At 45.7% G+C, this 13,950-nt stretch carries 18 protein-coding genes; 1 reads left to right on the top strand and 17 read right to left on the bottom strand.

Annotation, left to right across the window (positions count from 1 at the left end; translation table 11 throughout):
• Window positions 1-29: 29 nt before the first annotated feature.
• The 7 genes from FMM72_RS08335 to FMM72_RS08305 form a co-directional block, all read right to left on the bottom strand.
• Window positions 30-422 (bottom strand): MarR family winged helix-turn-helix transcriptional regulator, encoded by a 393-nt coding sequence (locus FMM72_RS08335; RefSeq protein WP_257431090.1) that lies wholly within the window; start codon window positions 420-422, stop codon window positions 30-32.
• Entirely contained in the window at window positions 419-1,114 is a 696-nt protein-coding gene (locus FMM72_RS08330) for a site-specific integrase (RefSeq protein WP_243157756.1), read from the bottom strand. The genes FMM72_RS08335 and FMM72_RS08330 overlap by 4 nt, the downstream gene beginning before the upstream one ends.
• Window positions 1,115-1,220: 106 nt before the next feature.
• Window positions 1,221-1,535 carry a type II toxin-antitoxin system RelE/ParE family toxin gene (locus FMM72_RS08325; protein WP_162221150.1) on the bottom strand — a complete coding sequence of 105 codons (315 nt, stop codon included), beginning with the start codon at window positions 1,533-1,535 and terminating at the stop codon, window positions 1,221-1,223.
• The gene (locus FMM72_RS08320; protein WP_162221149.1) at window positions 1,522-1,788 is read right to left on the bottom strand and encodes a type II toxin-antitoxin system Phd/YefM family antitoxin; all 267 of its coding nucleotides are present in this window, start codon (window positions 1,786-1,788) and stop codon (window positions 1,522-1,524) included. Before FMM72_RS08320 ends, FMM72_RS08325 begins: the two co-directional genes overlap by 14 nt.
• A gap of 95 nt (window positions 1,789-1,883) precedes the next feature.
• Window positions 1,884-2,303: a hypothetical protein gene (locus FMM72_RS08315; RefSeq protein WP_162221148.1), complete on the bottom strand. Its 420-nt coding sequence runs from the start codon at window positions 2,301-2,303 to the stop codon at window positions 1,884-1,886.
• An 853-nt stretch (window positions 2,304-3,156) separates the two neighbouring features.
• Window positions 3,157-3,360, bottom strand: a complete 204-nt coding sequence (locus FMM72_RS08310; protein WP_162221147.1) for a hypothetical protein — start codon at window positions 3,358-3,360, stop codon at window positions 3,157-3,159.
• Between the two features lie 294 nt (window positions 3,361-3,654).
• On the bottom strand, window positions 3,655-4,314 hold the full coding sequence (locus FMM72_RS08305) for a sigma factor-like helix-turn-helix DNA-binding protein (protein WP_162221146.1): 660 nt from the start codon (window positions 4,312-4,314) through the stop codon (window positions 3,655-3,657).
• Between the two features lie 502 nt (window positions 4,315-4,816).
• Between FMM72_RS08305 and FMM72_RS08300 the strand changes: the two genes are divergently transcribed.
• Complete coding sequence (locus FMM72_RS08300) at window positions 4,817-5,131, top strand: helix-turn-helix transcriptional regulator (RefSeq protein WP_257431092.1); 315 nt, start codon at window positions 4,817-4,819, stop codon at window positions 5,129-5,131.
• Between the two features lie 373 nt (window positions 5,132-5,504).
• On the opposite strand, the gene FMM72_RS08295 is transcribed toward FMM72_RS08300, so the two are convergent.
• From FMM72_RS08295 to FMM72_RS08250, 10 genes are all read right to left on the bottom strand, one after another.
• The gene (locus FMM72_RS08295; protein ID WP_162221144.1) at window positions 5,505-6,575 is read right to left on the bottom strand and encodes a DUF262 domain-containing protein; all 1,071 of its coding nucleotides are present in this window, start codon (window positions 6,573-6,575) and stop codon (window positions 5,505-5,507) included.
• On the bottom strand, window positions 6,575-7,651 hold the full coding sequence (locus FMM72_RS08290; protein WP_162221143.1) for a hypothetical protein: 1,077 nt from the start codon (window positions 7,649-7,651) through the stop codon (window positions 6,575-6,577). The genes FMM72_RS08295 and FMM72_RS08290 overlap by 1 nt, the downstream gene beginning before the upstream one ends.
• A gap of 31 nt (window positions 7,652-7,682) precedes the next feature.
• Window positions 7,683-8,099, bottom strand: a complete 417-nt coding sequence (locus FMM72_RS08285) for a very short patch repair endonuclease (RefSeq protein ID WP_162221142.1) — start codon at window positions 8,097-8,099, stop codon at window positions 7,683-7,685.
• Entirely contained in the window at window positions 8,099-9,937 is a 1,839-nt protein-coding gene (locus FMM72_RS08280) for an NgoMIV family type II restriction endonuclease (RefSeq protein WP_162221141.1), read from the bottom strand. Before FMM72_RS08280 ends, FMM72_RS08285 begins: the two co-directional genes overlap by 1 nt.
• A 143-nt stretch (window positions 9,938-10,080) precedes the next feature.
• Window positions 10,081-10,365, bottom strand: a complete 285-nt coding sequence (locus tag FMM72_RS08275; RefSeq protein ID WP_162221140.1) for a DUF6809 family protein — start codon at window positions 10,363-10,365, stop codon at window positions 10,081-10,083.
• Window positions 10,366-10,665: a DUF6809 family protein gene (locus tag FMM72_RS08270; RefSeq protein WP_162221139.1), complete on the bottom strand. Its 300-nt coding sequence runs from the start codon at window positions 10,663-10,665 to the stop codon at window positions 10,366-10,368.
• Between the two features lie 409 nt (window positions 10,666-11,074).
• Window positions 11,075-11,278 (bottom strand): hypothetical protein, encoded by a 204-nt coding sequence (locus tag FMM72_RS08265; RefSeq protein ID WP_162221138.1) that lies wholly within the window; start codon window positions 11,276-11,278, stop codon window positions 11,075-11,077.
• A 5-nt stretch (window positions 11,279-11,283) separates the two neighbouring features.
• Entirely contained in the window at window positions 11,284-12,180 is an 897-nt protein-coding gene (locus FMM72_RS08260; RefSeq protein WP_180322903.1) for a plasmid recombination protein, read from the bottom strand.
• Window positions 12,181-12,472: 292 nt separating this feature from the next.
• Window positions 12,473-13,627, bottom strand: a complete 1,155-nt coding sequence (locus tag FMM72_RS08255) for a helicase RepA family protein (protein WP_162221137.1) — start codon at window positions 13,625-13,627, stop codon at window positions 12,473-12,475.
• Window positions 13,624-13,950 (bottom strand): plasmid mobilization protein, encoded by a 327-nt coding sequence (locus tag FMM72_RS08250; RefSeq protein ID WP_162221136.1) that lies wholly within the window; start codon window positions 13,948-13,950, stop codon window positions 13,624-13,626. The genes FMM72_RS08255 and FMM72_RS08250 overlap by 4 nt, the downstream gene beginning before the upstream one ends.

Below are 13,950 nucleotides of genomic sequence, written 5' to 3'. Positions count from 1 at the left end.
TTTTTTGGTCTGCTTTATATAAGCAGACTTTATAACTCTTTGATTATTAAATTTACTTTTTTTAATAAGGACAAAAGTGTTTCTGCTTCTCCTGCTGAAAGATTTTCCAAAAGTTTTCGTTCCGTATCTTCCATTTCCTGCCTTGCTTCGTTGCAGAATTTTTCTCCAAGAGAAGTGATTTCAACATACTTTATCCTTTTATCGTCCCTGTCCCTGGAAACAGAAACAAGTTTTTTCTGTTCCAAACGGGAAATCAGCCCGACTGTTGTGGATTGCGCCAGTGACAGACGCTTTTCCAATTCCTTAAAAGTGGTTTTTCTTGCAGGCATATTTAATATTTCAATTAAAGCGGACATTTGGGAAAAGGTAAGGTCTTTTTCTTTTAGACGGTTATTTGCTTTTTTCTCAAATGCGTTGTTTATTTGACGTATACTTCTCCCTGTTTATTTGGATACAGGTGGGAATAGGTCTGCAAAGTAGTTTTTATGTCTTCATGACCCAGCCGTTCACTCGGTTTGTAATCTACAAGCTTTTCGGCATAAGATTTTACAAGGTCGCAGAGAAAGGGCGGCAAAGCGACTTTCCGTTTGCTTTTTGGTGTTTTCGGTTCAAGGATCAAATCCTCGTTGTCGAGCCGTGCATAGTTTTTGCTAATTGACACTGTGCTCTCATCAAAGTCGAAGTCATTTAAGGTCAGCGCAAGCATTTCTCCAGAACGCATCCCTGACCAGAAGAGCAGGTTAAAAATCGTAGTGGAAACGATCTTGTCACTGACAGCCTCAATGAACCGCTTGAACTCATCCACCGTCCAAAACAACATACAGTCTGCATTCTTCTTTCCTATAGAACCACAGATTCGGGCCGGATTCTCTGGAAGCCTGTAATATTTACAAGCAAAATTAAAGATTGCAGACACCTGATTATGTACAGTCTTCAGGTAGGTTTCACTGTAGTCGGCGGGATTCGAGATCAGTGTCGTTTGCCATTGCCGAATTGTAGTTGCAGTGTCCATCTCCACACAGGCGGGGGGTTCTTCCTGTGCGGCGAGTCCCGTATTGATGCCGCTATCCAGCGACTGCTCCAATCCATCTGATGTTCTGTTTTCCTCGGACAAATCTCTCCCCTCCTTTCCATCTGCTGGGAAAAGGAAAGAGCAGCCCAAAAGGACTGCTCTTTTCCATAAATTTTGTTGTTCGGTTGTTTTAACCCGGTTTCCCTTATCAAAGATTTTCGGGAAACAGTTTTTTGATATAATCGGTGCTTCTGTGAACAATATGACTGACATAAACGGTATCGCCATCGATGTGGTAAAAGCAGAGGTAATGGCCCACTACCAGCATCCGGTAGCCGTCCAGCCGTTTGCCTGGCAGCTTTGCGCCCATTTCCGGGAAGTCTTCCAGTTTATCAATCGCGTCCAAAATGCGGTCGGTGATCTTTCTGGCGGATTGCGGCCCCACATTCAGAAGATGATAGGCAGCAATATCCCTCAGCTGTAAGCGTGCCTCTGTCAGCAGATGAACCTTATGCTTGCTCATATAGCTCCTCTAGTTCAGCCCTTACCTGACCAGTGGTATAGGTGGGCGAACCCGCCAACCGATTCCTTTCGGCAGTGAGCAGCTGTTCCAGCAGCTTCAATTCGGCCTCTCGTTTCTCGTAGTCCTCAATGGAAAGAAAAATCATTTCTCCTTCGCCGTTTCGGGTGATATAAATAGGCTCACCGCTCTCTTTGGACAACTTTACCAGGCTGTCATAATCATTTCGCAGAGCGGTAGAAGATTTAATCAGCATCTATCCCGCCTCCTCTAAAGTTATTCTGCTATTATTATACACGAATTTAGTTAGAACAGCAATACCATTTTCACCCATTTGGGCTGCCTTTCCTGTCACCGCCGTCTCTTGCGGTCATGTGCCGCATAGGGTCCAGCACCTAAGACGGCCAGGCAAAGCAAGCCAGCTACCATTCTGATCCATCTCATTTTTTCAAGCGCCTCAATCCGGCTGCCATTTCTGCGAAACACCTCCAGATTAGCGGGGTTATTTTTAGAAAAACGCCTGATTTGATTGGCTGGCGGCATTCCGGCAGCGATGGGCGGTGCTTCTGCGCTGTGCTGCACCTGCTGAACGGTTTCCTCATGGATACTGCGTTCTCCCAAAGGTTCTTGTCGGGGAATCTCTTTCATAACGGCTGGAGGTGTGACAGTACCGCCGCCTTTCGCCGGCTGAGGCTGGAGCAGGTCCAGCCATATTGCTGCCGCCCACAGTGGTGACAACGCCGGTATTTTCTGCATCGCCACTTGGTACAAAGGCGGTTGTTATTCCGTTGCCTGTAGCGGAAATTTTACTGCTGCTGTCAGGAGTATAGGAAGATCCCGACATGGTACCAACCTTGTTTGCAGCAGAAAAAATGGTGGTATCCACCTTTGTTGATACATGGTAAACGCCCCCGGATGGGTCGCGGACCGGTACGGTGTGGCTACTGAAGGATTCTGCCCCCGGCACACTGCTATGTACGGCTTTGAAGGACTGAGTTTCACCCATCTTGCCAGTCGCTAGGTCTATTTTTGAAATGGCTCCCTGGATTATACCGTTGTCCACGCTGGAGAACTGCATCATGTGTGCCTCTCCCGTGTCGGGTCTGCAGTAAACGGTACCGGTGGAGCCATCCGCCCATTTGTGGCCCCACCGATATTCCCCGATCCGTTCCTGCACCATTTCGGTCAGGGTGGGGGCGGATTCCAACAGGGACAGCCCCTGCTCTTCACGGATACGGTTGATCTCTGCAAAATGGACGGCAGCAACCTCCTCCAGGGTATATTTCTTCTGTTTCCTCTTCGGGCTGAGGATCCTCTGCGGGGGTTGAAACCGCCGGCAGCTTGTCCGATGGAGAACTGCGCGGCATTTCCTGTGACTTCTGCCCGCTGTCCGGCGTAGTCCCCACTGTAACGGTGGATCGGGGCGAAGGCACAAACAGGACATACCCCTCCGGGATAACGCCCCATTCGTTTTCATCCTCGGCGGCATAGGCCATCGCTGTGCAGGACAGGCATAATTGTTTTGAGCGATCTTTTCATCATCTCCGTCCCATGCGCTGGTAGAGGAAAAATGTGCGACGCCTTTGGTCATAGCCTCCATCTGGAATGAATCCCCTCCTTAAAATTAACGGAATATCCTGTCGAGTATGGTGCGAATGATTCGCTTGCCCGGATGCTCCAGCCTTATGTCCGGCAGTTCGATCTCACGATAGAGATCAGCAGACAGATTTGTTTGGATGCCCTGGCTGATCTCCCCGGCCATCTGCGGTTCGGTGAGATACCGCTGGAGATCGTCCACATTGATAAGTGCCGGAAAGTCTTGGACCATTTCAAGATCCACCGCTGCTTCCACAGGGAAAAGGGCCTGTGCAGTACCGGACAGGTATTCATGGCGTCTGCTCCCATGTCGCTTGCCCGTTTTATCAGGCAGCAACGGGAAAACAGCACGGATACTGGATATGAGCGACAAAGAGGCCACTGTTTGTCAAGGTAGGGGAAAGGAAGTCAATGTCCTTTCAATGACCAGCCCGGAGAAAGCGCATTTTTGAAGTCTCCGAAGAAAAAATAGACAGGGGGCCACTGCACGAGGCAGCAGCCCCCCATTTAAAAATTTTCTGGAAAACTACAGGAGTGTGTTCAGCTTTTTCAGAGCAGACAGAATGCTGTACCTGACCGCTTGCACACTCACCCCCTCCTCATCGGCGATTTCCTGGTAGGTTTGACCTAAAATAAAGCGTTTCACGACCCATCGGCGCTGTAGCTCGTTCAGCTGTTCCAGCATCTGCAAAAGGGCTGTTTCAAACTCATAGGAAGGTTCTGGTTCTTTAATGAGCTCTAAGCGAGTTTCCTTTCTGCGGCTACGCTTGAAGTGCTTGTTCTGATAAGCGTGATCCACAAGATAGATACCTACTGTTTCCTGCAGAATATTCTGGATTGTCTGAAAAATATGCAGAAGCACCTGGGCCTGTGGAGAATAATCTGACGCGAAACCTACTTCCAGGCAGGTACAGTAATCGGAGAAGGCCACGAGAAAATAGTCCCGATTCTTGGGATTGTATGGAACGGCATAGTGTTGGTCATTGAACAGGTAGATGCAACTGTACAGCTTGTCCGCCTTCTCATCCAACTGTTGTGCGATGTTCCAATAGGCCATGAAAGCCCTTCCGTGTAGAGCCGATAGCTGCTCAACAATAGCGGTATGAATAGAAGATTTGCCATCAAGGCCATTCCAGTTTACAGAAATGGAATACTGGATATTTTGATAGGTGTAATTTAGCAACACCTTAAGCTCCTCCCGTCTTCAAGTCATTTTGAGTTGGAAATAACTTGAAACGGGAGGGGAACGGCAACGAGGAAAAGAAAAAGGCGTTTCAATGTGATTTCGTATCACATTGAAACGCCGATAGAACCAATATATAACTACCAGCAGTTCATATTCGAGGCCGCTGGATTTAGTGCTATGATTGCGGCAAATTTGAACAAGGTACCAATGAACTGCTGGTAACTGGGCTGCTGGCTACAGCAGACGCCATCGTATGAGGCGTCGACCTCTAAAGTATTGCATAAAAAATCCTCCGTTTAGGCTTAACGGAGGATTTTAGGGTATCTAAAAAAAGGCCTCCGCTACCATCTTTTTATATGGCAACGGAAGAAATGCTCTTTCAGTTCAAAAATATGACTACCTTTGGAACATTCCACCTTTTTATATCCCATCCTACAATATGAGGTGGAGGTGAACTGATAGTGTCTAAAAAACATAACCAAGTAGTTATCAACTTGGAAATATTCTGAGAAATTTGCGAGAAGAGCGGGGCCTGACCCGAGAATGGGTGGCAGAACATGCGGATATAGGCTTGCGGCATTTGGCGGCCATTGAACTCGGAGAGAAAAATCCAAGCATCGATACCCTGTACCGCCTGCTGCGTGTTTTGGGTGCCTCCGCAGATCGGATATTTTATCCGGAGCGTTTTATCAAGGATGCCAGTCTGGAACATATCACATATCTGGCCGCTACCTGTACGCCCCAGCAACGCAAACTGCTCACACGGTTGATTGAGGCGGTAATCTCTGATGGCGAGCAAGGAAGAAGCCGCCAATAAGGAAATATGCGTTGAATTTTCCTTACTCTACTCTAAATTTTAGAGGAAAGATGCGCCACCGACAACCGAGCAACTGGTAAATTTTATGGTCCCACTGAAATATTTTGAGGAAATATGTGTCGCCTATCAGCCAATATAGGGCAAACCGCCCATATCGCTGATAGGTTTTTTAGTTGCCGTCTAATTTCTTTCTCCCTTGCTGTGAATATGATCACTCGCCATCATTCCCACTCGCCAAATGAAAGTCAATTATAAGCAATTTTGCTTAGAGAATTTGATTTCATTTGATAGGATATGATACCAGTTATCCTTATCCCAAGGGGTCTTGGGACTTTTGCTATCAAAAATCTATCAGGCCAATGCAATCAATGCTTCATTTTCCAACGCCACAATAATCCAAAATTGCCTTCATTCTATTATTTCGTTGGATTGCAGAACGAGTACGGCTGGAAGAAGCATCTTTATATTCTTTAAGTTTTCCTTCATATTTAGTGCTTTTTGAAAAATACTCGGTATAGAAATCTTCCATTGGTTTTTTCACTTCAAGAACATCAATTGCATATTTCACGCAATACCATGCAACAGAAAAGAGCGTATATAGATGCGTAGTCCAAAATAGTCGTTTGTATTTATCATAATCTAGATCTAGCTGTTTGATAAATTCAACGACATCAAGAAAATTTTGCTCACCTTTTTTCAAGGCGTCATCTTCATTTTTATACTGCTCATATTTTTCGTCCAATACTGCAGGGCTTGAATCCAAAATACGTCCATCTAATACGAGGAATAAAAGTTCAGATATAAACTCTTCGTCTTCCATGCGTTCAATTTTTAGCCGTTCCATTTTATCTTTCAAATAGTCGTTACAAGCTAATTTGTGAATCGTAGGCATTATTTGAGTATTAGAATATTTCGCATTTCTTAACTCCTGAGGATTTAATGGCTCACCATTTCTATTCAAACGATCAAACACAGACGAAACCAATTCAACATTTTCTTCGTATAGATATTCTATTTGTAGTGTATAAGTCCAAAACTGTTTAATATATTCGCTTGCAGATTCTTTTTTTATTTCCTCAAAGGTTTTTCCGGATATTATTTCTGCTGCACTTCTATTTTCTTCGCCCAAAAAACTATCCTCTGCAAAATACGAAGTAAGTGAAATGCGCCCTTCAATAAAACCTATGATAGCTTGTAGCCGCTGTTTACCATCCACTATATCATATTGAGTTCTACCGCTGTCATCTACGATTGGTCTCATAAAAATAGCTGGAATAGGATAGTTTTTTAAAATTGAATCGATTAGAAATGCTTTTTTGTCCTCTGCCCATACATCGCTTTTCCGTTGATAGCTTGCTTGGAAATTATATTTATTGAGCTTATAATTGTCATAAAATTCAGAAATCGTTAATTTTGTAGAATTTCTCTCAAAAAACTTAGCCATTATAGAATACCTCCAATCTCTGTAGATGAACTTTGCTGTACATATTTTTCAAAAATGCTAATTAACACTGCATTCAAATCTCTTGGGGGTGTCGGATTTATAAATGTAAAATTTGAATCTTGGTTCAAACTAATCAGAAGCTCATCTATCTCGCGACGGTCTACATGCCAATATGATATACCACACAGAACGATTTCATCCTTATCGGTAATTTCAGACGCAGCACGTTTGGCTTCATTACGCAAATGGTGCGACCAAGGCGCCGTTGTTTCTAATCGTGATGAATCGCCAGCAGGAGGTATGATTGCACCTTTTTCATAGTGTACAAGATCATCGTATTTTAGCTCAAGTTGCTCAATGGGTACACCTTCAAAATCCAAGTGATAGCTAATGGCATAAGTAGTAATTCGCTCCCCTTTGGGCACAAAACTTATGGAACCATGCGGCTTTATTATTTCTATTTTGCTATTCGTTTGTGTATCAAAGCCGCTAACACAAAAAGGAATTTCAAGCGTCTTTAAAATACGCTCAAGCCATATATCATAATTATATGTAACGAATGTGATTTTATCATATTTGTGTGCCTCTATGTTATTAAAGAATTTCACCCATCCCCATGATGTACCACTACCACTACTTAAAAAATCCGCTAATTTTTTATCCGAAATTATTGTGTTATAACAAGAGAAGAGATGACGCAAGTACACTATTAACTCAGAGTATGCCTTTAAATAGAGTCGTTCCTTATTTGAATCTGTTAATTCTAATCTCTTAGCCTTTTGCTCTGGTTCATTAACAAAATCAAAAAACATATTTGCACAAGTAATAATTTCTTCAATTAGTGCTGTACTTTCCTCAGGTAAACTGTTTGAACGAGCACCTAATGTCCATAACGAGGGACAGTTCCTAAAGGAAAGAAATCCTGGTTTGTCATCCCAGGGGGTGCTAATTTTGTCTCCAAACCTAAAAAGATTGCGAACATCAATATTGTCCTTCACTGTACTATCAAAAATAGAAAAGTAGTTCAGAAAATCTATTGTAAAACCATTTCCTAAAATAATAAAGGCTTTTTTCATGCAACTTTCCCCATATTTATTGTAGTAAAGCTTATGTGTCTAATACATCTGTGAGCTCTTCAATGACTTGACTGAGATTATTTTTGATTTGGCATTCCCACAAAACGATCACTTTCCAGCCAGTTTGTTCAAGTGCAGAGATATGCTCTTGATCCCGTTGCTTTGTACGTTCTATCTTTGGAACCCAGTATGCCTTATGCGACTGGCTGGTGTGAGCATACCTACTCCTGCAATCATGACCATGCCAATAGCATCCGTGGATAAAGATAGCAACTTTCTTTTTTGTGAATACAATATCCGGTTTTCCGGGCAAGGTCTTGTAATTTACACGGTAGCGGTATCCCATCGAAAACAATTTGCGCCGCACCAAAAGTTCAATGCCAGTATCCTTGCTTTTGATGTGTGACATGATCTCGCTCCTACGGGTAGAAGAAATAGAATCAGCCATCACACAGACAAATCCAGTGGCAAATCAGAAATATCCTTTAATCGCTTGCCATCTATCAAGTTTTCCAAGCTCTCAACAATATCATCTCTTCCATGTTCTGCCCCAAACTGCCTTACTGCGTCTAGCAGTTCATACAATGCACAGTGATATAGGCAATCAATATCTCCTGTTCCTAAAGCTAGAGATGCCAACCTTGACGGTAAAGGTTCATTTGTCACAACCACGATATGGGGAAGGTTTCCCTTTCTGTTTCTGATTAGGTTAAGAGCTTCCGTTCTGCTGTTTTGTGCTCGGTCACTTCTCATCGTCCATTTTGCTGATACAGAAGCGTGAAGTATCGGTTTACCACCATTCTTCTTCCTTAATGCCGCCATCTTACAAATTTCATCGTTTATACATTGCCCCTCTGCATTGATTTCCTCATCTTCATATAAACCTCGATAAACAACAATATCGGGAGCAACAACATAGTCATTACCCAAAACGGTCATCAATTTTTTATTTGTATTGACTAGCTCCATTAGATATTCCAAATGTTCATACTGTGCAAAACTAGATGCCTTTGTGGAACTCTGATTACCCAAACTCAACACAGTCCAAGAACCAGGGCGAAGATGCTGTAGGTTAGGAAATGTATCTCTGATAAACTGGGCAATCAAATCCTCAAACTTAACACCTGCACTTGTTCCCATTTTCTTTGCACCTGTTGCTTGAGGTACTCCGGCTAAAACGGCCATTTTTTGTGCTATTAAAGTAGAAACATTAAATTTACCCTCTTTTGCTTTCGCCCTATCACCCACATCAGCATTTGAAGGTACACCTATACTATCTACTCCCCACATACCGCTGGTTATAAGGCTTTGATGAAACTTCTTTCTAGCTTCCAAAATTAAAATATCGTCCATTTCAAGACACCTCCTAATTTCTTTTCCAACAGCAAGAGCAACAGGTGGGGGAAATGCGTTGCCAATCATTCGGCAGGCGATTGTTTTCCGTTCTCCAAATGTCCATATATCAGGGAAACCTTGAATACGAGCCATCATTCTACTCGTAAGTTTAGGCATACCCTCAAAATCTGGGGCAGGTGCTTCATTGGCAATTCCTAACCCATCAACGCCCAACTCTGCCCAAGCCTTACGCGCACGGGTAGGCCCAAGATCAGGCCCACCGTGTTTTTTTGAACCACCAACCAAGGTAGGAGCGATATTGTTGGCATTGTCCGCCCATTTCTTTGCGCCATTCCAACCGTTGGAAGCCATTAAATCGAAAAGAACTTTACCAACTGTTGGAGAACTATCCGGTCTTTCTTCGGGATAAGAAAAAACTCCCCGCTGGTCTTTACGAATCCCAATAATTACAACTCTCGGACGAAGCTGCGGAACACCAAAATCAGAAGAGTTTAACAACTTAATTTGAGTGATATAGCCGAGTTGCCTGATTGATGAGAGAATATGCTCTCGATACTCGTCAAAATCGGGGTCTAAAAATCCACGGACATTTTCTAGCATTACAGCGCGGGGTTTTATTTCATTAACAAGCCTAATTGCCTCTGGGAATAAATCCCTATCATCTTCTCTCCCCAACTGTTTTCCTGCTTTAGAAAATGGGGGACACGGTACACCCCCTGCTAATAAATCAACTCCTGAAAAGGGCCGCCCATCAAAATCGCGGACATCTGCGCAGATAACATTCCACTCTGGACGGTTTGTTTTCAATATTTTACAATAATCGGGTTCATATTCTACTAAAGCTACATGAACAAAACCAGCCATAGCTAATCCTAAAGCCTGACCGCCTGCTCCTGCACATATTTCAACACAAGTTAATGGCCTCTGCATAATTCGTCCTCTCGAATTTATTAGATTTTATTATACAATATACGCGCTAGTTTTACAATCGGGTTTCACTTATAAAGCATTATATTATCCCGGCAACAGCTTACACACCACTGCCGGGACGAATCACTTTGCTGTATTTTTTGTTACTTCAACAGCTCCTCTTTGCCCTGAATCAGTTCCGCCATAAGCTGCGCGCCGAGATGGAACGCATACCGGAACCGGTCAAAGTGTATCATGCCCTCAATTTTGGTGTCGGCGTCGAAATAGGCTTCCATCAGTTGCTTTTGCTCGTCCGTCATACTTTCGTTAAGCATTTCAAGATTTTCGTTCTTGATACGCGCCGTTCTTACAAAAGGCGAATCCTGTCCGCTCGGAATCCCGTGCCAGTCGCCCGGCTGGTCGTAAAATAGCTCCAAGATGTTCTTCATCTATTCAACCTCCCCGCCGGTAACAATTTCGTCGCTCGTGCGAAAAACTTCCATTGTCATCAGAACCCCCAAGCGATACCCATAGATGAATTTATCCGTCCTGCTTAAATAAGCGGCTTCATCTTGCGCCTTTGTGTAATCGGCCAGCAACCTTTTTTCCGATTCATTCAGCGCGGCACACAAGGCGCTTTCTGTATCGGCAACTTTTTTCGTCGCAAGGTCAAAAGCGGTATTTCGTCTGTAATACCGGGAATTGGGGTGGAGATTATCGTTGGCGAGTTCTTCCAAGATATTAATCATTCGGTTATCCGTCCTTTCTGCATTGATTTCACACAACACCTTGCAAGAACGCGCCGCACAGTGTATAATATTTATGCGGTTTGCCCTTGTGGTAGCTGCGTGGGGGAAGTGGCGGGTTACTTTGACGAGGGACGCGCCGCTTCCTTTCATTTTTCTTTGATGTCAGGCTCCAACTTACGAATACCATCACGAACGCCCTCAGCCCTCGATTTTCCCTTTTCCTCACAATAATCTGTTAAGATTTGGAAAGTTTCATCGTCAATTCGGGCTTTGATTTCGTGGCGCTTTGGGTTATCAGTTGGACGCCCCATCTTCTTTTTTGGTGGCAGCCAAAACACCTCCTAACTTATGTGCCCCAAATGTATTATAGAGTATTGGGGAACAAAAGTCAACAAGGCATCAAAATAAATTATCGACTGCTCACTGTATCTCTTACGCTTCGCTTCTGTTCTGGCGCACGGAGTAGCCCGTGTTGTCGGAGAACCGTTCGATACTGTTCGTTCTGCTTGCGCAAAGTGGCATTTTCCTGCTGTACCGCCGCCATGTTGATTTGTTCTTTGACGGATTTGTAGGAATCAAGTTCCTTTTTCAGCACCTGTAATGCTTTCTTCAACTCACTTATCGTCTTGTTGGCAGCGTCAAGCAGTTTTTGGAGCCTGTGCTCCTTTTTTCTTGCGCCACATACTTTTTTGCGGCCAGTGTCAGCGCATCGAAATCTTCACGCTCCACCATCACTTTAGAGGACAAGGGCACCCGCTGGAAAGAAATATTTTCCACCGCCTGTATGTCCATCTGCTTCTGTTGCAGTTTACCGATAGAGGTATCCAGCGCCTTGATTTCTTCTTGCCGTTCCTGCTTTTTGAAATCCAAAACGGACAGATGTTCCTTGTGTGTCCCGAGATGTTCCCACTCGATACCATGACGCTCCATGACCTGTGCCAACGTCTGTTTTTCCGCGTTAATCCACTGATTAAATTCCGTGTCGCCCCGGCTGCTGCCCTCAAAGCCTTGGGCCGCCAGTGCCTTTTTCATGGAAACCCGTGTATCCAATCCGCGCTTGCTGCCGCTGGTAAAGGGGACAAAGTCGATATGTAAATGTGGCGTCGCTTCGTCCATATACAGGTGGGCCGAGAACACGCGGAGATGGGGATTGCGTTCCTGAAAACTGCGCATAAATTCGTCCAGCACCGCCTTGGTCTGCTCTCCCTCTGGCGTTCCGACAGCGGTATTCTTGACGCTGCCTATCTGGAAAATGACTTCATGGAATAGCGTCTCCTGTTTGCCGGTACGGATATGCTCGTAATAATCAGCTATTTTCCGGTCGCTTCGTTTCTGTTTGGCGTTATAGCGTTCCAGCGCCGCGCCAAACAGTTCCGTATAGACAGCGCGTAAATCCTCATGCAAGTAAGTGATGTTGTCGGCTGTTCGGCTGCGGTCGATATTCTCCGCGATAAAATCGCGGTTGTTGTGTTTCAGCGAACCTTTCCCGACCATACCGCTGATTGTCCTACGCAAACATTATCACGCTCCTTTTTCGCCGCTGGTGCGGCGGCCTTTGTTACTTTCTGCGAAAGTAAACGCAAAAGCACTTTTGACAGCTACGCCATCAAAAGCGCCCTTGCGCTCTCCGAGGGGGAATAGGGGCGTTGCCCCTGTTGCCTGCGGGCAACCACCCCAACAGGGCCGCCCTTTGAAAAGGGCACCCTGTACCCCGCCTAAACTTTTGCCCGTGACAGCCGTGACGACCGTGACGATGTTTCCAACACCGCACCCGTTCCCCACAAGGCCGTCACAGCCGTCACGGTCGTCACGCTTGGGGCATAAGCGTGAGCTTGATGCTCCTGCCGGCGTGGGTTCGGACGCTGGCATACTGGATATGATAATCATTTAATAGCTTGCCCGCCCGAATATTCAGCCGCATGGCGAGTGCGTTAGGCTTCATGTCAGCCCGCAGCGCCGCCGTTAAGTCCGTGGCTGTCCCACTCCATTCCGGCCTGTCCGCCGTCACCAGCGCGGCCACAGCCTCCAACACCGGGTCGGGCGGTTCTTTCCACAGCTCATTTTCTGCCCGCTCCAACTGCCACACCAGCCGCACCACGTCCCTTGTGAGATAAAGCCGCTGTTCTTGTTGGTCGCGGCCCGAAATATCCAGTACGGCGGCATTGTCCGTCCGTCTTTCCTTTTGAAGCAGAAACGCGCCGTCCGCAGCGCCGAGCAGGCCGTTGGTGCCGGAAATCATGTCAAACTTATCGTCCGTCTGTTGTTTCCGGATATGATGTACCAGCAGGAGGCAGACGCCGTTGCGGTCTGCGATCTGTTTGAGCCTGCCAACGATTTCATAATCGTTGGCATAACTGAACTTGTCGCCGCCAGCCTCCCGGATTTTTTGCAGGGTATCAATAATGATGAGCTTTGTGTTGGTATGCTCCCGGACGAACTTTTCTAGCTGTTCGTCAAGGCCAGCGCCGAGCTGCTTCGCACAGATGGCAAAATGCAGGTTCTCCGTGCTGTCCGTTCCAAACATACGGTATAACCGTTCCTGCAAGCGCCTGTAATCGTCCTCCAACGCCAGATAGAGGACGGTTCCTTTATGGACGTTGTATCCCCACGGGGGAAGCCCGATGCTGACATGATAGGCAAGCTGCGCCATGAGGAACGACTTGCCCACCTTGGGCGCACCTACAAAGAGATAGGTTCCTGCATGGAGCAGGCCGTCGATGATTGGCGGCCTGCTCTGATAGATATTTTCGTACAGCTCGTTCATGGAAACCGTGTGCAGATATGCCGGGTCATTGTACCGCTGCATCTGCCCCAAAATTTCGTCAATATTTTCATCTGGGGGATTGTTTTCTTGAAACGCCTCTGATATACTTGATTCAATAGTTTTGGAAATCGGCTGTCCTCCGTCTGCGCCAACAGATGGAACAAGGGCAGTCGTTTTTGCTTGTTCGGTAATCGTCATTCGCAATCCTCCCTCATGCCCTGCATTGTGACGGCAATCAGTTCAATGGTTTCTAAAAGTTCATCGCTGACCGGCTCACCGGTTCCGATGCGCCGCAGTTCGTCTAGCACGGCGGCGAGCTGGTCGCGCAGGGCCTTGTAAACCCTTGGGTTGCCCTGCACCACCACATCACGGCACAGCAGACGCCGCGTAATGTAGTCCTGTTTGGTGAGGCCAGAGAGCCGGACGGCAACCTCAATTTGTTCATCTTCCTCCGGCGACACCCGAAAGGCGACAGTTTTGTTGCGCCAACGATTTTTGTTATCCCTGTTTTTGAGCGACAT

Source organism: Anaerotruncus colihominis (assembly GCF_010206195.1).
Classification (GTDB): Bacteria; Bacillota; Clostridia; order Oscillospirales; family Ruminococcaceae; genus Anaerotruncus; species Anaerotruncus colihominis_A.
This window is presented reverse-complemented; position numbering and strand designations above follow the sequence as displayed.